General features: G+C 50.7%; 17 protein-coding genes. 6 read left to right on the forward strand and 11 right to left on the reverse strand.

Annotated features, from left to right (window positions below):
• The first annotated feature begins 7 nt into the window (after positions 1-7).
• Together OEY64_00765 and OEY64_00770 are read left to right on the forward strand one after the other, a co-directional pair.
• A complete protein-coding gene (locus tag OEY64_00765; GenBank protein ID MDH5541471.1) occupies positions 8-289 on the forward strand; it encodes a DUF507 family protein in 282 nt (93 codons plus the stop codon).
• Positions 286-573 carry a DUF507 family protein gene (locus OEY64_00770; GenBank protein MDH5541472.1) on the forward strand — a complete coding sequence of 96 codons (288 nt, stop codon included), beginning with the start codon at positions 286-288 and terminating at the stop codon, positions 571-573. Before OEY64_00765 ends, OEY64_00770 begins: the two co-directional genes overlap by 4 nt.
• A gap of 73 nt (positions 574-646) precedes the next feature.
• Here the strand turns inward: OEY64_00770 and lpdA are convergent, their stop codons facing one another.
• The 4 genes from lpdA to OEY64_00790 all read right to left on the reverse strand — a co-directional run bounded on the left by lpdA (position 647) and on the right by OEY64_00790 (position 4,640).
• A complete protein-coding gene (lpdA, locus tag OEY64_00775) occupies positions 647-2,035 on the reverse strand; it encodes a dihydrolipoyl dehydrogenase (protein ID MDH5541473.1) in 1,389 nt (462 codons plus the stop codon).
• Positions 2,036-2,098: 63 nt separating this feature from the next.
• Positions 2,099-3,193 carry a L,D-transpeptidase family protein gene (locus OEY64_00780; protein MDH5541474.1) on the reverse strand — a complete coding sequence of 365 codons (1,095 nt, stop codon included), beginning with the start codon at positions 3,191-3,193 and terminating at the stop codon, positions 2,099-2,101.
• 29 nt (positions 3,194-3,222) lie between these two features.
• The gene (locus OEY64_00785) at positions 3,223-4,380 is read right to left on the reverse strand and encodes an AMIN domain-containing protein (protein ID MDH5541475.1); all 1,158 of its coding nucleotides are present in this window, start codon (positions 4,378-4,380) and stop codon (positions 3,223-3,225) included.
• A 20-nt stretch (positions 4,381-4,400) separates the two neighbouring features.
• Complete coding sequence (locus tag OEY64_00790; GenBank protein ID MDH5541476.1) at positions 4,401-4,640, reverse strand: zinc ribbon domain-containing protein; 240 nt, start codon at positions 4,638-4,640, stop codon at positions 4,401-4,403.
• A 456-nt stretch (positions 4,641-5,096) separates the two neighbouring features.
• On the opposite strand from OEY64_00790, the gene OEY64_00795 reads away from it, so the two are divergent.
• Positions 5,097-5,945: a sulfide/dihydroorotate dehydrogenase-like FAD/NAD-binding protein gene (locus OEY64_00795; GenBank protein ID MDH5541477.1), complete on the forward strand. Its 849-nt coding sequence runs from the start codon at positions 5,097-5,099 to the stop codon at positions 5,943-5,945.
• A gap of 11 nt (positions 5,946-5,956) precedes the next feature.
• A complete protein-coding gene (gene gltA, locus OEY64_00800; GenBank protein ID MDH5541478.1) occupies positions 5,957-7,480 on the forward strand; it encodes an NADPH-dependent glutamate synthase in 1,524 nt (507 codons plus the stop codon).
• 169 nt (positions 7,481-7,649) lie between these two features.
• Here the strand turns inward: gltA and OEY64_00805 are convergent, their stop codons facing one another.
• From OEY64_00805 to fmt, 7 genes are all read right to left on the reverse strand, one after another.
• Positions 7,650-8,324, reverse strand: coding sequence for a TlpA family protein disulfide reductase (locus tag OEY64_00805; GenBank protein ID MDH5541479.1), 675 nt, complete (start codon positions 8,322-8,324; stop codon positions 7,650-7,652).
• Entirely contained in the window at positions 8,305-8,802 is a 498-nt protein-coding gene (locus OEY64_00810) for a PCYCGC domain-containing protein (protein MDH5541480.1), read from the reverse strand. Before OEY64_00810 ends, OEY64_00805 begins: the two co-directional genes overlap by 20 nt.
• A gap of 134 nt (positions 8,803-8,936) precedes the next feature.
• Entirely contained in the window at positions 8,937-10,121 is a 1,185-nt protein-coding gene (locus tag OEY64_00815) for a M20 family metallopeptidase (protein ID MDH5541481.1), read from the reverse strand.
• A complete protein-coding gene (locus OEY64_00820; GenBank protein ID MDH5541482.1) occupies positions 10,118-11,485 on the reverse strand; it encodes an HPr family phosphocarrier protein in 1,368 nt (455 codons plus the stop codon). The genes OEY64_00815 and OEY64_00820 overlap by 4 nt, the downstream gene beginning before the upstream one ends.
• Before the next feature lie 62 nt (positions 11,486-11,547).
• Entirely contained in the window at positions 11,548-12,483 is a 936-nt protein-coding gene (locus OEY64_00825; protein ID MDH5541483.1) for an SDR family oxidoreductase, read from the reverse strand.
• Complete coding sequence (locus OEY64_00830; GenBank protein MDH5541484.1) at positions 12,471-13,775, reverse strand: UDP-glucose/GDP-mannose dehydrogenase family protein; 1,305 nt, start codon at positions 13,773-13,775, stop codon at positions 12,471-12,473. Before OEY64_00830 ends, OEY64_00825 begins: the two co-directional genes overlap by 13 nt.
• Positions 13,776-13,785: 10 nt before the next feature.
• A complete protein-coding gene (fmt, locus tag OEY64_00835; GenBank protein ID MDH5541485.1) occupies positions 13,786-14,730 on the reverse strand; it encodes a methionyl-tRNA formyltransferase in 945 nt (314 codons plus the stop codon).
• 158 nt (positions 14,731-14,888) lie between these two features.
• Between fmt and purL the strand changes: the two genes are divergently transcribed.
• Positions 14,889-17,141, forward strand: coding sequence for a phosphoribosylformylglycinamidine synthase subunit PurL (gene purL, locus OEY64_00840; GenBank protein MDH5541486.1), 2,253 nt, complete (start codon positions 14,889-14,891; stop codon positions 17,139-17,141).
• 12 nt (positions 17,142-17,153) lie between these two features.
• Complete coding sequence (locus tag OEY64_00845) at positions 17,154-17,894, forward strand: hypothetical protein (protein ID MDH5541487.1); 741 nt, start codon at positions 17,154-17,156, stop codon at positions 17,892-17,894.
• Position 17,895 lies beyond the last annotated feature (1 nt).

A 17,895-nucleotide genomic window follows, 5' to 3' on the forward strand; every position in this document is an offset into this window, starting at 1 on the left:
AAATGAGATGAAATTGCGTAAGGAAGTGGTTCATTATCTTTCAAAGAAGATTATTGAGCATCTTGAGGAAAAGGAGATAATCGAATACGATTGCGATTTTGACAGCGCCGTTTCGATAGTCGAGTCATCAATCGTGAACGATCTGATGGTTGAGGACAAGCTCAACGAAGAGGTGAAGGAGATTCTCCGCGAGCAGGAGAACCAGATAGACGAAAACAACATTAATTACCGCAAGGTATTTCAGATGGTGAAAAACAAGCTTGCGCGCGAGAGAGGATTGATACTGTGAATCTGACAAGAGAAAAAATAAACCAGTTGTCCAAGGTGATTCTGCAGACCCTGCTCAAGGACGAAAGGATCGAATATTTTGTAGATGAGAACGATATGAGGCTCGGCATTGTGAAGGTCCTCACCGACGAGCTGAATGTAGAGGAAGAGATCGATCAGGCGGTAAGGAAAGCCATCGGATCATACGGCAGGGATATCCGCGAAGGTACCGAAGAGTGGGACATCGTCTACCAGCGCCACTATGCCGAACAGACAAAGAAAAGGCGCGGTCTGGATCAGGGATAAGAAAATGGGGGATCATCTGTTCCCCCTCAATGGCCGATTATCGGCTGTCAGTTTGCCGGGATGAACCGGCCCTCTATTTTTTCGCTTCGAGAAGGGATGCCGCCGCAAGTGGGATCGCCTCTGCTATCGTCGGATGTCCGAAAATCGTGTTTGCCATCGCCTCAGCCGTCATTTCAGCTTTGATCGCCACTGCGGCAGTGTGAACGATCTCAGTCGCACCAGGGCCGGCCATATGAATTCCTACTATTCTCCCCGAATCATCGGTCAATATTTTTACCAGTCCGGCAATTTCCCCAGAAGCGTGGGCTCGGGCAAGAGCGCGGATGAAATGAACTCCTCTGTTGTAGGGATTTCCTTCCCTCTTTAAATCCTCTTCGGTTTTCCCGACAAATCCAACTTCGGGATTCGTAAAGATTATTATCGGAAGGGTGAAGTGATCTATCCTGACCGGTCTAGCGTCCATTATTGCCAGCCCCCTGCTACCGAGTATGTCGCGGGCGGCGACAATCCCCTCGTGATGGGCGATGTATGCCAGGTTGGTTTTTCCTGCCACATCGCCGATTGCGTAGATCCCTTTTTGGGATGTGCGCATTGCCTGGTCGGTAATGATATACCCATCCTTGTCTGTGGAGACTTCTGTATTCTCAAGCCCAAGGCTCCCCGATTCCGGTATTCTCCCAATTGCGACCAGAAGAATTTCGGAATTGACAGTTTCACCGTTTTCCAGATCAATGCGCATGGAATCTCTGTGGCGGGAAACTTTAGAAGCTTTTGTGGCAGTTAAGAATGTCACCCCTTTTTTCTTAAGCTCCCTTTTGACAACCGCCCTTATTTCGCCGTCAACAGTTGGCAGGATGTCCTCAAGCGCTTCGATTACCGTGACATTTGTACCGACTCCGGAAAAGAAGGTCGCCATCTCCATCCCAATGGCTCCGCCGCCGATGATGGCAATCGATTCCGGCAGTTTTTCAATTGTGAAGATGGTATCGGAAGTGTAAATCCCGTCTCCATTGCCGAAAGGATTTATCGGTCTGCTCCCTGTGGCGATAACCGCGTTTTCAAATTCAAGAATCGTTTGCCCGTTATTAATTGATAAGGTTTTCTCTGAAGTAAAAACAGCGTTTCCGGCAAGCATCGTTATGCCCATTTTTTGGTATGTTGAGTTCAGCCCTTTTTGCATTACTGAAACCACTTCTTCATGGTGCGCCTTGATGCCGCTGAAATCAGGAGCGGTGAGGTTTATGCCGATCTTTTTTGCGAATTCTTTCTGCCTGTAAAGATGTTCTGCGGCAAGCCAAGATTTCGACGGAACGCAGCCCCGGTTCAGGCAGGAGCCTCCGAGACTCCCCTTGTCTATAAGGAAAGTTTTCAGGCCTTTGCCGGCGGTCTTTTCGGCGACTATGCCGCCTCCGGGACCTGCGCCGATAACGGCAATCTCGGCCCTGATTATTTCATTTTCCATCAATTTCTGGAAATTATAGTTTAGTGAAGGCTCAAAAGCCAATACAGAAAGAGGCTTAAAAGCTCAATTGACCTGGCTGGTACTTGGGGCGGTCTTGGATGCAACAGGCTTGAATGCGGGCATATCCCCCTCGTAGAAGAATGTCTCCGTCAGATAGTGTTTCTGCAACCTTCCGTTTTCAAATGGAACGCCCATATCTTCCGGGAATATAGCTACGGTAGTATCTTTAAAAACCCACTGATCAAGGTCAACTATGTTTTTGTCGGTCAATTCCACGCACCCTCTTGTATCTGGTGTACGCTCGCCTATTCCAGTGCCGTGGAGCCATATACCGCCTCCTGTGCGCCCCTTCTTCCTGTCGTACATGTTAGGGTAGTTCAGTACGAAGGCTCGAGGTCCGTAAATCTTATCAAGGTCTTTCGTGATTATTTCCGTCACATGATAAAGGCCCACAGGGGTTTTTAAGTCGCCCTGCGTCTCTTTCCTGCCGGTATTTTTGCCAAGGGAGACATCAAAACTGTTCACCACCTCAAAATGTTCCTGGAACTCCCGTAGGATGTGGAGTTTTCTGTTCTTTTTATCTACGGCAACAGCGTACTTCTCCAGTAGCGGAGCGGCCGGCGGCTCGGGAGCGATTGCCAGTTTTTCCAGTTCCTTTTCAGGCTCCGGCTTGGCAACGGTCTCCTGTTTCTCAATGACGACGGGTTTTTTTGATTCAAACGATTCTTGGATCGACGCCATCGATTCGCCGATGAACAGATCTGTGGTTGTTACAAAGTTGGCGGTAGTTTCGTATGAGCTTTGAGCTGTATTTTTTACGGTATCGTATATGAGGGCGCTTTTTTCGGATACATAGGCGGCAGTTGACTTCGCCGAGTTCGATACAAATACGGCAGTGGTCTTTGCCGTGTCCAATGTAAATACAGCGGTTGATTTTGCCGTGTCCCATACAAATACGGCGGAGTTCCCAATCAATGTGCGATTGCTCCATGTAAAGAAGGTCAGTGTAACGACAATCAACAGCGAAAGGGTGCCTGTAACCACTTTTTTCGGTATTACAGGACGTGTTCGGAAGGACTGCTTTAACGCAAAGTTGGTGTACGCGACCCTTACATTGGTCCTGAGTACAAAGATATCCCTTTTCAGGTTATCAAACATTCCGGTGCTCCAAGTTTTCCCTCTCTCCTTTAATTATCGATCCTGCTCCAATTCTCATCTAATATTTTCCACTTCCCGGATTCTTTTGTCAAAGAGAGGGTTTTAACCCCCCGGCTGTTGAAACTGTTTGACCGGTACAGCTGGTGGAACGTTGCCCTTGCCGCCCGGCTGGAGATGATCGATATCTCCAGCGCTTCAAAATCGATCTCGGGTACGCCAGGCCTTTTGAACTTGAAGGCTTTATCGGCCACCCACTCCTTTTTATCCATATATCCGAACTTGAAATCGGAAGAATAGTGCTCCGAGTAGTTCTTAATATCTTCCATGTTCCATGCTTTGATCCATGCCTCGATCATTTTTTTTATTGCTGTCTCCGGGTCATCCGGCGCGGCTATGGGGCCTTTGGACAACCCCCCTTCAGAGGCGCCGGCATTATCTCCGATAAGTCTTGTCTGAATGTTGCTTAACTGCTTTTCCATGAAAACAACCCTTGCCTGGAGCGTTTCGGCAAGGCTCATCGTCTCATCGAACTGCTTTTGGGCTTCGTTTGCCTGTTTTCTCATAAGGCTGTTCTCAAGCTCCAGCTTGATATTGTTCTCCCTCTCTTCGGCGATTTTGGCTTTAAGTATATTGATCTCTTCCAGAAGCTCCTGTCTCGTTCTGTTTTCGTAATCGGCGCCAATGGCGGGATTTATTTTGTCTGATCCATTCTTATCTGTGCCGCGGTATTCCATTGGAGCCGTAAAAAGGGAGCTATCGTCGGAGACGAGTATTTCAAGTCTCCCTTTCTTAAGGGCGACACTGAAAGGGGTTTCCCGGTAAAGTTGCAATTCAAGCCGAACAGAGTCGATTTCGGGGAACGCAACAACAGATACATGGGATACGGTTTTATCGTTTATTTCGGTTTTACGGGGTTCGAAGTCGAGCACCACGTTTGGTATTTCCACCGCTACCCTGGTCGGCTCTGAAAGGGAATATGTGCTGTATTCCAGGGGGATGTTGCTGTAGACCTTGACTACCGTTCCTTTGTCCGTTGAGGCGTATGCTATCCGTTTAATATGGGCTTTCGAGCCTTCAGAGGCGTCATGAAGTGTGAGGTCAGTTCCCGCCGTTTTACATCCCGTTGTTATAAGGAGGAGGAGCGTCATTTGGCGGACCGATGTCCGGAATCGTTTTGTCCCCCTCACTGGTCCCTTTCCGTGCGGGATCAGTTAAAGCCGCACATGCCGGAAGAGCATGGACTGCCGCCTGATTCAAGGTTACATGCTCCCCCCTTGGCGGATGAGGAGGAACTGCCGGCAATTGAAGGGGCAAAGGTTGAGAACGCTTTTTTTACCTTTTTCGACCCACATTTGGGGCACTCAACCCCCTTAAAGGAGCCACTGGAAAGTCTCATCTCTTCAAATTTGGCATCACAGTCGGAGCAGTTAAATTCATAAATCGGCATTTTGACCTCTACTTTCGATGAAATTGTCAGTTCATTATATCTCGTGAAACAGGTAATTTATCCTGTAACTATACAGATACAAATATTTCCATGCGGATTTAAAATCCGGCAAATTGAGGCAACTATTAAATCTATATAATCGCGGAAAACTTAACGTCATTCACGGCTTCCATAAGTTAACACTATGATTTTATGGTGTCAATCCCGGCATGGACTGCCGATTTTCTGCGGAAACCTCTATTCGCTGTTAAATCAGGGGTATGTGCAAATGATCCACTTTTTTGCCCAGTTTAATTTTCATGCCACGTTTCTTGATACATTCCCATGAAATCGACTATACTAGCGTTTCCTTTTTCCAGGAGCAGACAGCTGGAAGTGGCGTTTTTCTTTGGGGGGGATAGAGTCGCCATGCATAGGAATGTGGAAAAATATTTGAATAGTTAGGAGGGCTCTTAATTGAGTAACAATAGCAAGTATGCGCAATCTTTCAAGATATTGAAAAAAAAGGAGCTTTGCACCAATACATTTTGGTACGAGCTGGAGGCCCCTTTTATAGCCCGCAAGATGCTGGCTGGGCAGTTCATCATCGTTAGACCGAACGAGGCAGGCGAGAGGATACCGCTTTCGATTTGTGGCTGGGATAGGGAGAAGGGGACGATCAACATTATAGTGATGTCAGCCGGTTTAACTTCCGGAATAATCAACGACATGAAGGTGGGGGACCGTCTTATCGACATAGTCGGCCCGCTCGGGATGCGCTCCCATGTATCTAAATATGATGGTACTTGCGTGGTAATCGGAGGCGGTTACGGCACCGGGGCGATCCTTCCGACCGCCAGGGACCTGAAGGAGTTGGGAAACAAGGTTATCGGCATTGTCGGGGCCAGGAACAAGGATCTGCTTATCATGGTTGATGAGTTGAGCGAAGTTTGTGACGAGGTAATGGTTACTACCAACGACGGCTCGGTGGGGATCGAAGGTTTCGTTACCCACGCGCTCCAGAAGATAGTCGACAGGGAAAAAGTAAGTTCGGTATTGGCTGTCGGGCCGGTGCCGATGATGATCGCGGTATCGAATATGACCAAACCGCTTGGAATAGAGACTTGGGTTTCCCTCAACGCGATAATGGTTGACGGAACCGGAATGTGCGGAGCCTGCCGGGTATCGGTTGGCGGTGAAACGAAATTTGCCTGTTTCCACGGTCCCGATTTTGACGGGCACAAGGTTGATTTTGATGAGCTGATAAAGCGTCAAAAAATGTTTGTTGAAAAAGAGAAAGAGGCCCTTGCGGCCTGTTCCAAATAAAGGAGAGGGCGATGGCAGGATTAAGCAATAAAGAGAGAATGGCGCTACCGAAGCAGGAGATGCCGCTTCATCCGGGTGAAGAAAGAGTCAAGAACTTTGACGAGGTTCCGATTGGCTATACGGCGGAGATGGCAAAGCAGGAAGCGCTCAGGTGCATTCAGTGCAAGAATCCAGGATGCATTCCAGGCTGTCCGGTAGGGATAGACATCCCCGCCTTCATACAGCTTATTGAGGACGGTGACTATGCAGGGGCTGTAAAGAAGATAAGGGAGACAAACTTCCTCCCTTCGATATGCGGACGCGTATGTCCCCAGGACAAACAGTGCCAGCTCGACTGCATAGTTGGAAAGAAAAACGCTCCGGTTGAAATAGGTTCACTTGAGAGGTTTGTTGCTGATTACGAAAGGGACCACAACCTGAGGGTTCTCCCCGACATAGCGCCGGACACCGGCAAGAACGTAGCGGTCGTTGGCTCCGGCCCAGCAGGGCTGACAGCGGCCTACGAGTTGAGGAGACGCGGCCACAATGTTGTCGTTTTCGAAGCTTTCCACAGGGCGGGCGGCGTTCTGGTTTACGGTATCCCCAGGTTCAGGCTTCCGCTTGAGACCATCGACAGCGATATCCAGTTCCTTGAGGATATGGGGGTCAAGTTCGTTTACAACATGATCATCGGCAAAGTGCTTACGCTTGACGACCTCCTTAACGAGGAAGGCTTCGACGCCGTTTTTATCGGAACGGGCGCGGGAACACCCAAGATGCTCGGAGTTCCAGGAGAGAATGCGAATGGAGTTTACTCCGCAAACGAATACCTGACGCGAATCTACATGATGGGAGCAAAGGATTTCCCGAAATTTGCCACTCCGGTAGTCCAGGGTGAAAAGGTTGCCATCATCGGCGCCGGGAACACGGCAATGGACGCTCTCCGCACGGCTAAAAGGCTCGGCGCGGAAGTAACCTGCTACTACAGAAGGTCGAAAGAGCAGGCTCCGGCGCGTACGGAAGAGGTGCATCACGCCGATCAGGAGTTCGTGAAGTGGAAATTCCTCTCGAATCCGGTGGAGATCATCACCGACGAGAACAACTATGTGAAAGCGTTGAAGTGCGAGGTCATGGAACTCGGCGAGCCGGACAGCTCCGGAAGGCGCAAACCTGTCGGTACCGGAAAGTACTTTACCGATGATATCGATACCATAGTTTTCTCGCTTGGTTGCGACGTGAATCCGGTTATCCCCTCTACCGACAAAGAGTTGAACGTCAACAAGTGGGGGATAATGATGGTGGATGAAAAGACCTACCAGACATCCAAGAAGGGTGTTTTCGCCGGAGGCGATGCTGTTACCGGCGGTTCGACCGTTATCCTTGCAATGGGACAGGCGAAAGTCGCCGCTCTCGGCATAGATAAATACCTTAAAGGGGAGATGAGCTGGAAAGATGCCAACGTTCCTACCGATCCGAAATGGCCCGGCATTATCTGGGATGCCCCAAAACCGGAAAAGAAGGACAAAAAAGATAAAAAGGCAAAAGCCGCCAGCTAGTATTCATATTTTCGTTTCTTTGGCGGGGAGCCGGTTTCGGCTCTCCGCCTTTTTTTTGCATTCAGCCCAGAAAAGAATTATCTCCGGTATGCCGGGGGAAACCCTTTAAGGTGATTTTGGCAAAGGAATACTGATTTCAGCGCTCCGGTTTGTATACGGAACGGGTAGTTTATTGAGAATTGGTTGTAGAGTCTTCGATCCTTTTGACCAGACCCTTCAAAACGTCGATTATCTCCGGCCGGTCCCACTCGGTGGGGCCGACAAAGTGGAGTATTACAACGCCGTTGCCGGCTATCAGGTATGTCTCGGGAACGCCGGTGATCATGTAATTTTTGGCGATGCCCCCTTCCTTGTACTTGTCGGTGTCCTTCTTTTCCGGGTCCAGAAGCACAGGGAACGTGATCCCCATTTCCTTTACAAACGGCGGAACGCTCTCCGTGCCGTCTTCATCAATGCTGACCGCGAGCATTTCAAAGTAAGGCCCTTTTAGCTCCTTATAAAGCCTCTCCATTGAAGGCATCTCGTCGCGGCAAGGGGGGCACCAAGTAGCCCAGACGTTCAGAAATACGAGCTTCCCCTTGTAATCGGAGAGTTTGAATCTCTTTCCGTCTATTGAAGCAAGATCAAACGCCGGCGCGGCCTTCCCCTGCATGGGGCCCGGCTCCGGTGGCTTTGCTTCTTCTTCTGCGGTTTTTTCCTCAATCGGTTTCAATATGGGCCGATTCATTATCTCAACCTTTATGGTGAAATAGGAGACGATAAGGAGTACGGAGAGGATCGCAAAAGGGACTATCGCCCTTGATCGCTCTTCGGCGAGATTTCTGCTAGTGGCTTCGTTTTGCATAGTAGTTGTCGACTTCCATTCGTATCTCAGCAGGTGTTTTTCCCATCTGGGTCAGCTCGTGAGCCATCTGCCCCTCGTCGAGGCATACTCCGCAGTTTGCGGCGTGCATGTCGGTGAAGCATGTAAGGAGGGTTTTATGATTGAATTTCGGATTCTCCTTGCACCGGCAGTAGCAGTAGAGCGCGTCGAACGCTTCCGGTATCTCGGTTGCCCACTGATATATCTGCCGAACCCTGCCATCGAAATATTCCGGCATAAGTATTGGCCTGGTTTCTATCAGACGCTCCGTGTTGGTGTGCGGTATCCCTTTATACCCGTCGCTAGTGGTCACCATCTCCCGCTCGGCGCTATTGGCGTGAGTCTCCGGGGTTGTCGTATTCTGAGCCACCAGGTAGCCTACCATCAACGCGAAGGCGATACCGGCTAAGATCATCAGTTTTGTCTGTGTGCCGCTTTCATTGCTCTTCTTTTTTGCCATCTTTTTTCTCGCTATAAGTGTTCAAATTTGAATTTGCATTGTAACAGACGAACATGTTTTAGGAAAGCGTGCGGCATTTTATATTTCCACCGGTTTTGATTACTCACTTATCCGTGGCGGGATAAAGTCTGCTTTTAAGACCTGTTCGCCTTGAAAGCGTTGAACTCCTTTTTGGCTTCCGCGACAAGAGAGGGATTCATGAAAAGCTCAATGGTCGTTGCCGCGAGCGCTTCGGTCATTTTCATCATGTTCTCCACCCCGTTTTTCGATAGGACGGCCTTCAGGAAATCCCTCGAGTGATTTACGGTCTTGCTGTCGCCGACCGCGAACTCCGGATGTAGCGCGGGGAGCGTCTGGCTCAGGTTCCCTATGTCTGACGAGCCTATCTGTTCCGTTTCGTTAAAGCCGTAATCCGTAAGGCCCACGTTTGCCATATGCGCTGAAAATATTTTCCCAAGGGTTCTGTTCGGCTCGAATGCGTGAAACGCCATCGGATTGTTCTTTATTTTAAGTTTGCATCCGGTGGAAGAGGCGGCCCCTTTTGCGCATTCGATCAGCCGTTTTTTTACATATTCATAATCCCGCATGGTGATGCCCCTCGCCATGAACTTTGCCGAGGCATATTCCGGAATGATGTTCGGCGCGTCTCCGCCATGCATGACTATTCCGTGGAGGCGGCTGAAATTCGGGGTCTGTTGCCGAAGGGCGTTGACGGAGTTGAAAAGCGTTATGACTCCATCGAGGGCGTTTATCCCGAGTTCCGGATTGGCCGCCGCGTGGGAAGCCTTGCCGTAAAAGTGGAATTCCATTTCAGCGACTGCCAGCATTCTGGCGACTACTCTGTTCTTGTTTGAAGGGTGCACCATCATCGCGGCGTCTATCCCCTTGAACCATCCATCCGCTATCATTTGAATCTTTCCGCCGCCCCCCTCTTCGGCAGGGGTTCCCATCAGGGAGAGTTTTCCGCAACGGTCACCGAGTATGTTCTTTGCTACAACCGCCGCTCCGAATGACGATGCGGCTATCATGTTGTGGCCGCAAGCGTGTCCTATGCCGGGGAGGGCGTCATATTCCGCGAGCAGGGCTATCGAAGGTTTTGCCGATTTTCCGGTGAATACCGCCTCGAAAGCTGTTTTCAGTTTCCCTTTTCCTCTCTTTACCCTGAAACCATGTTTTTCCATCTCTTCGGCGAGGAGTTCCGACGCGAAAAGCTCATTGAAGTTCAGTTCAGGATTATCGAATATCAGTTTGTTGATACGAAGTATTTCGGGTCTCAGCTTTTCCAGCTCTTTGCGGATCCGTTTCTGGTCCGGCATCATGTGACTATGTTCCTCGCGACCCTTATGTAGTTAAGCTCTTTTGGAATGGTTTCATCCTCGCAGTAATTGTTCTCCGCCAGAATAGTCAGATCTTTCAACGTCCGTTCGTCCCCTTCGAAATCGACTGTTTCGCTTTCCATGTCCGCGGTATGCCCGCCCCCTTCAAGAAGGTCGAGCACCGATCTGCAGTCGAACTTTCTGTCGCCGACAATCATGAATACATCGGTGCCGTGTTCTTCCACGACCAACGTAATGTAGTAGGCCGGTCTTGCGTGAAAACCCTTGGGCTTCGGGATAGGGAGAGTTATTCTGCTTTTTCGCATGAAGCGGCTCATTATTTTTTCGGCTATCGGCTTTCCTTCCTGCATGAATTTATGGGTGTAAAAGAATGCGAAGTGGGAAAGGAGTTTCAGGACGAAGTTCTTGTCGACAATATTGGAAATCCTGTCTTTGCTTTCGTCCGAGTGAATTTCATTTTCATGTCTTTCATAGAAGTGGATTATCCACCTTGCCATCTCCATAAGGTGCATTGGGACGGAGATGTAGGCGCGAAAACGCTGGAGGTCGGGATCGGAACTTTCAATATTGGTGTGACGCACATGCGTATCGTATTCCGACTGTATGTTGTGCAGGGAGTTTTCGAGTATCTTGACCATTGTTTCGTTTATGCGTACTGGGATCATCTGTGAAAGTTCCGCCGGGTCGGGTTTATTGCCGTATTTTTCCCTGCGCACCTTGATGGCGATCTTCCGGTAGCTCTCGACTATCTGCATTATCCTTGATTCGGACGTGGTGTACTGGTTCATTGAAATGTTTCTTGGCAGTTTTACCTGCTTTTCGATCTCCTGAAAGGCTTTCGGGTCCGCATCCGTTCCTTCAATGCGACAACCGAGCCTTTCCATTTCTTTTATTGCTTCTTCTATGAGAGCTTTCTGTATTTTGCCGATGTAATTTAATACCTCTGCGCCATGCTGAAGGAACTCTTCAGAATCATCAGCGCTGTGGTTTGGGAAATAATCCTGATATCTGTTCACCACATGGCTTAACTCAAAAGATGCAACGGCGAAATTGCGGACACTGGCTACCAGTTCGCTGAAAAAATACCAAGTCCGGTTGTTTCTCGCGCCGTAATCGTCCAGAAATGTTTCGAAGTTACCGGCTTCGTTCATCAGGTTGAAATAGAACTTGGAAGTGAAGTTTTCCGGAGTGTTGAGGTGTATGAGGTATGAGGCAAGCTGGAGGAACGGAGCGGCGTTTACCTGCAGGGGCTCGCGGAAGGCCTCCTCGCTTATTATCAGGTGGAGGGAGTCGCGTTCCTCCTGTGCAGGGTCTTGTCCGCTCTCGGCGTCATCATTCCGTTTCATACACGGCCATTCTAGTATCTATGCGCGGCATGTTTCAAACATTTACCTCTCGGATGCCGAAGTCAGGATGATGCGGACTTGAAATATTCGATAGTTTTTTTCAGCCCGTCCTCAAGCGACCACCTCGGCTCCCAATCAAGAAGTTTTTTCGCTTTCGAAATATCGGGCCTTCTCTGTTTTGGATCGTCTCCAGGGAGAGGTTTCATTACTATCTCGCTTTTGGAATTCAGCGTGTTCCTGATCTTCTGCGCCATCGCGAGAATTGTCATCTCGTTCGGATTGCCGATGTTCACCGGTGTTGTGACAGAGGAGAATGCAAGTTTTTTGATTCCGTCAATCAGGTCGTCGACATAACAGAAGCTCCTTGTCTGCGAGCCGTCGCCGTAGACGGTTATCGGTTCGTTATTCAGCGCCTGAATAATGAAGTTCGGAACGGCCCTGCCGTCATTTAGCCTCATCCGGGGGCCGAATGTGTTAAATATCCTCACTGTCCTTGTGTCCACCCACCCCTGGTTCTGATATGTGTGAACCATCGCTTCGGAGAATCTTTTAGCCTCGTCGTAACAGGAGCGCGGACCGACCGTGTTGACGTTTCCCCAGTAGCCTTCGGGCTGAGGGGATATTTCCGGGTCGCCGTATATTTCAGATGTGGAAGCCATAAAGTAGACGGCTTTCTTTTCCTTTGCCATTTCAAGAGTGTTGTATGTCCCTGTCGAACCGACCAAAAGGGTTTCCAGCGGGAGTTCCGCGTAATCGATGGGGCTCGCCGGCGAGGCAAGATTCAGTATGTAGTCAAGCTTTCCCTTGTATTCGAATTTTTTCGTTATATCCTGCTCGATAAAGCTGAATCCGGCCTCACTTTCCAGGTGTTTAATGTTGGATGCTTCGGATGTAATGAAGTTGTCGACGCCGATAACCTTATGCCCGTCCTCAAGAAGAGATTCGGACAGGTGCGATCCCAGAAAACCGGAGGCTCCGGTAATCATTATTTCGGCCATTTGTTTCTCCCCAATCCAAAATATTCGAAGCCGAGCCTTTTCTTTCTGACCGGGTCGTAGAAGTTCCTGCCGTCGAAAATTACAGGCTGTTTAAGTATTGTTCTTATCTTTTCAAGGTTAAGGAGCTTGAATTCGCGCCATTCGGTTACAAGGATCATAGCGTCGGCGCCTTCGCACGCCTCATACGGGTTCTGGCAGTAGGTGATATCCGGCATAATTTTTTTTGCGACCTCCATGGCAACCGGATCGAACGCCCGTATTTTCGCCCCCCCCTTTTGCAATTCATTGATGATCTCTATTGATTTGGCTTCGCGCATGTCGTCGGTGTTCGACTTGAATGCCAGTCCGAGCAACGCGAATGTTTTTCCTTTCAGGTCGGGGAAGCGGCTCTTTATCATCTTCGCAAAATGTCCCGCCCTCTCACTGTTCGTGCCGAGCACATTTTTAAGGAGAGCGAATTCGGAACCGAGTTTTGTGGATGTATGGAGGAGAGATTGCACGTCTTTCGGGAAGCAGGAACCGCCGAAGCCTAGCCCCGCGTTCAGAAACGCCCTCCCTATACGCTGGTCGGATCCCATCCCTTTCGCTACATGCTCAACGTCCGCCCCTACCTTCTCGCAGAGGTTCGCTATTTCGTTGATGAACGATATCTTCGTGGCCAGGAACGCGTTTGAGGCGTATTTTATTATCTCCGCAGAATAAACGTCGGTTATCAGCATCGGCGCTTCAAGTGAAGCGTAAAGCTCCAGCAATTTCATGGCGACCTCTTTGGTCGGGGCGCCTATTACTATCCGGTCGGGGTGAAGGGCGTCCTGTATAGCGGAGCCTTCCCGGAGAAATTCCGGATTCGACACCACGTCGAATTTATGATTCTTCGGGTTGTTGGCATTGATTATCTCGCTTACGATGTCCCCGGTGCCGACAGGTACGGTGCTTTTATTCACGATAACCTTGTAGCCGTTTATCGCTTCGGCGATCTCCTTGGCGACAGCTTTTACATATGAAAGGTCGGTCTCGCCGTGGTCCATTGGCGGCGTATTAACGCAGATAAAGATGATCTCTGCCGCCTCAACCGATTTTTTAAAATCGGTAGTGAACGAGAGCCTCCCCTCATTCCGGTTTCGGACTACCAGCTCTTCAAGTCCAGGTTCATAGATAGGCATGATGTTCCGGTTCAGCAGATCGACTTTTTCTGCGATCTTATCTACGCAGATGACGTCATTTCCAAGTTCGGCAAAGACCGTTCCGGTCACAAGCCCGACATAGCCGGTTCCAATAACGCAAATATTCATCTATTCCCCTTTAATCAGGATTGTCGGCAAAATGATCGCCATCTTTCAGTCTGGCGCCGTTTGCCCATACATTGGCCGGAATCGCTTTTTTGCCCTCCGGTCCGATTTCAAGAATTGCCAATCTACCATTTTCAGCCTCTACTTCCAAATACTCCTGGCGCATTCCGATTATCCTACCCGGTTTTCCGGCAGATGGAACATTATCAAGCACTCTTGAGCGGAGAATCTGGAGCCTCTTCCCGCGGAAATATGTATAGGCCCCCGGATTTGGCGAAAGCCCCCTTATAGTTCTGTCGATCTTTTCAGCTGACATGCGCCAGTCGATGAGTCTCTCCCCCGTTTCTATCTTGGCGGCATATGTGGCGGCGGTTTCATCCTGCGGTTCTGGGGTGATACCCCCTTTTGAAAGGAGGTTGAGGCTCGTTACCATCAATTTCGCCCCGATGACGGCAAGTGAATCGTGAAGGTCCCCCGCGGTCGTCTCCGTCCCTATCGGGATCGACTCCTTCATCAGCATATCCCCCGCATCCATCTTCCTAGCCATCATCATCGTCGTTACCCCAGCCTCTTTGTGCCCCTCCATTACCGATCTCTGTATTGGCGCGGCGCCGCGCAGTAACGGGAGGAGCGAGCCGTGAAGGTTCACGCATCCAAGCCGAGGTATCTCGAGCAACCTCTTCTTCAGTATCTGCCCGAAGGCTACAACCACTATGATGTCGGGCGCGCAATCGGCTATCCTTTTTACCGGCTCTTCAGCGTTGACGTTTTCAGGCTGGATGATATCAAGGCCGAGCTCTTCGGCGGCGTTCTTGACCGGCGGTGGGGTTGTTTTGCGCCCCCTGCCGGACGGCCTGTCGGGCTGGGCGATGACAAGCGCGATATTGTGCCCCGCTTCGTGCAACGCTTTCAGCGTCGGTACGGCAAACTCCGGCGTCCCCATAAATACGATTTTCATAACCTCTAAACTTAAACAGTATTAGGGCAAATGGCAAAAAAGATTTTCTCCCGGTTTTGCGCCGGGCTGCAGGGGGAAGGTTTTAAATACCCACTTGCGGAAGCAGATTTCCACATCAGGCAGGTACTGGTTGCGGTTTTTTAAAGTACGGCGATATAATGCATCCCTTCATGGAAACAGAGATAACCTTACAGACGGCGCTCGACCACGGCTTAAGCGAAGGGGAATTCGCAAAGACGCAGGAGATACTTGGGCGTGTTCCAAACATCGTTGAGCTAGGCATCATCTCGGCCATGTGGAGCGAGCACTGCTCATACAAAAGCTCCCGCATACACCTTGCTAAATTCCCGACAAAGGGGAAACATGTAATACAGGGGCCGGGCGAGAACGCCGGGGTAATAGATGTCGGCGATGGAACGGCGGTGGTGTTCAAGATGGAATCGCACAACCACCCTTCATACATCGAGCCTGTGCAGGGCGCGGCGACAGGCGTCGGCGGGATACTGCGCGACGTCTTCACAATGGGGGCCAGGCCGGTGGCAAGCCTTGATTGCCTCCGCTTCGGACACTCGTCACATGAAAGAACCCCCTACCTTGTAAGCGGAGTGGTTAAGGGGATATCCGGCTACGGCAACTGCATAGGGGTTCCAACGGTCGGCGGGGAGACCCGCTTCCACGAATGCTACAACGGGAACATCCTTGTTAACGTAATGAACGTCGGCCTTGCGAAAACCGATTCGATCTTTTACGGCCACGCATCCGGCCTCGGGAACAAGGTGATATATATCGGCTCCGCCACGGGGCGCGACGGCATACACGGCGCGGTGATGGCCTCCGACAGCTTCGGCGACGGAGGGGAAGAGAACAGACCGACTGTGCAGGTGGGGGACCCATTTACCGAAAAACTTCTGCTGGAAGCGTGCCTCGAGCTTTTCCAGGAGAAAGTAGTGGAAGGGATACAGGATATGGGGGCCGCCGGGCTTACCTCTTCCTCCTTTGAAATGGCGGAAAGGGGGGAGACAGGACTCTCCATCCATCTCGATAAGGTGCCGATGCGCGAAGAGGGGATGACCCCTTACGAACTGATGCTCTCCGAATCGCAGGAGAGGATGCTCCTTGTCGCAAAACCGGAAAATGAAAAACGTATCCTTGAGATACTGGCGAAGTGGGACCTTGAGGCCGCCACTATCGGAGAGGTGGAGGATCACGGGCATGTGAAGCTCTTCTTTCATGGCGAGAAGGTTGCCGACATACCGGTCGCCCCTCTTGTCGGCTCCGCCCCGAAACTCGACCGTCCGCAGAAACGTCCTGAGTACCTGAACAAGGTCAATTCCTTCGATACATTAAGCGTTTCGAAACCTTCTGATCTGGGGGACGTTCTTCTGAAACTGGTCTCTTCCATGAACCTCAATTCAAAAAGATGGATAACCCGGCAGTACGATTCGATGGTAGGGATAAATACGGTAACCGGCCCGGGGAGCGATTCCGCCGTTATAAGGATAAAGGATTACAACGGCGGCAACGGAAGCGGAAAAACAAAGGGGCTTGCTCTCTCCGCCGGATGCAACGAGCGCTACTCATACCTTGATCCATATACCGGCGGGTTGATAGCTATCGCGGAAAACGCGAGGAACATCGCGTGCGCCGGGGGGAAACCGCTTGCCGTGACCGATTGCCTCAATTTCGGCTCCCCCCAGAATCCGGAAATAATGTGGCAGTTCGTAAAATCGGTTGAAGGGCTTGCGGAGGCTTGCCGTCGCCTTGAGATACCTGTTGTCAGCGGCAACGTAAGCCTCTACAACCAGACAGGAGAGAACGCCATCTACCCGACGCCCATGATTGGGATGGTGGGGATTATCGAAGATATCGAAAAAAGGGTCTCATCCTTTTTCAGAAACGAGAATGACGTTGTATTTCTGCTCGGAGAAACGCTTGCGGAGATAGGGGGGAGCGAATATCTGAAAACCATCCATGGGCACGACAAGGGGAAACCCCCTGCCCTCGACCTTAAAAAGGAAAAAGCGCTGATAGAACTCCTTCTGGCGCTCGCCGATGCGAAGCTCCTCTCCTCGGCGCACGACCTTTCGGAAGGGGGGCTTGCCGTCGCTCTTGCGGAGTGCTGTCTGGGCGGGGCAAAACTCGGTTGCCGCGTCGAGTTTTCATCCGATCTTCGCGAGGATGTTCTGCTCTTCAGCGAATCGCAGTCGCGAACCGTGATAAGCATGAACGAGAAGAATGAACATGCAGCAGTCGAGATGTTCGGCAAATTCGGCGTACCCTGGAGCGCCATCGGACGGGTTGGGCACGAAACATTCAAGATAAACGTGAACGACGAGACCTTTATAAAGACAACCGTGAGCGACCTCGAAACCGCCTTCGAGGGGACGTTTGAAAAAAGGCTTTTCGACTAGGAGATGTTGCCGATGCGTAAAGGTCGGCTGATAATAGATGAACCGACTGACGGCCGCCGGAACATGGCGGTCGACGAAGCTCTCTTCAACATCGCGCATGAGGAGAGTTCTTTCCCGATTACCCTCCGTCTCTATGGATGGACCCCCCCTTGCGTAAGCATCGGGAGGAGGCAGTCCTTCGACATGGTCAACATTGATGAGTGCCTTCGGAAGGGACTGGACGTGGTCAAACGTATTGGCGGAGGCTCCGCTGTGTACCACGAGCACGAGCTTACCTACTGTTTCGTTTCCCGCCTCGACGCAATGCCGGAGCCGAAGGGTGTTGAGTGGCGCGCCATATTCGGTTCTCTTTTGGAAAATTTCGGAGTTTCACCGGACGCGCCAGATGACCGCGGTCTGGCCAGGGTGGAAACATGTTTCGCCTCGTCGGGCGATGACGAGCCGACCGTAAACGGCAGGAAGTGGGTTGGTTCCGCGCGCAGAAGATCGAGGAGCGTATTCCTCCAGCATGGGAGCATTCTCCTTGCAAGACAGCCCGATTTTTTCGATCAGCTTGTGCATACGAAGGTAGAGGACAATTCAACAGGCCTTTGGGAAATTATCCCGGACATTTCGGCGGAAAAGATCGCCTCGGTATTGACAGAAAAGATTGGGGAGGCGTTCGGGGTCGAGTTCCATACCTCTCCAGCCAGCGCAGAGGAGACGGATGAAGCAGATAAAATTATTCATCGCGCCTCAACAGCCGCCATATAAC

The organism is Nitrospinota bacterium, from assembly GCA_029881495.1.
GTDB lineage: Bacteria > Nitrospinota_A > UBA7883 > JACRGQ01 > JACRGQ01 > JAOUMJ01.